The organism is Vogesella perlucida (assembly GCF_979366545.1).
Genome location: NZ_CEETRO010000086.1, coordinates 1 through 255, shown reverse-complemented (window position 1 = coordinate 255; position 255 = coordinate 1). Strand labels below are relative to the sequence as shown.

Below are 255 nucleotides of genomic sequence, written 5' to 3'. Positions count from 1 at the left end.
CGTCGTTGTTGGTGTCTTCGGCGATGGTGACGGTCGGCGCATTGCCGCCGTTAGGCACACTGCTGTCGATGGTGACCGGGACGCTGGCGTTGGTGGTGTTGCCGGCCGGGTCGGTGGCGACGACCGGAATGTTGGCCGCCCCTTCTGGCAGCGGCTGCGTCGGGGTGACGCTCCAGGTGCCATCCGGTTTCACCGTGGTGGTGAGCACTTCGCCGGTCGGGGTGGTGACTTTGATGCTGTCGCCGGCATTGCCGG

General features: G+C 67.1%; 1 protein-coding gene. It reads right to left on the bottom strand.

The genetic code is table 11. The features are described 5' to 3' along the window. Positions 1 to 255 (bottom strand): Ig-like domain-containing protein (locus ACZ9XP_RS18055; RefSeq protein ID WP_465188976.1); only part of this gene is annotated, 255 nt, incomplete at both ends.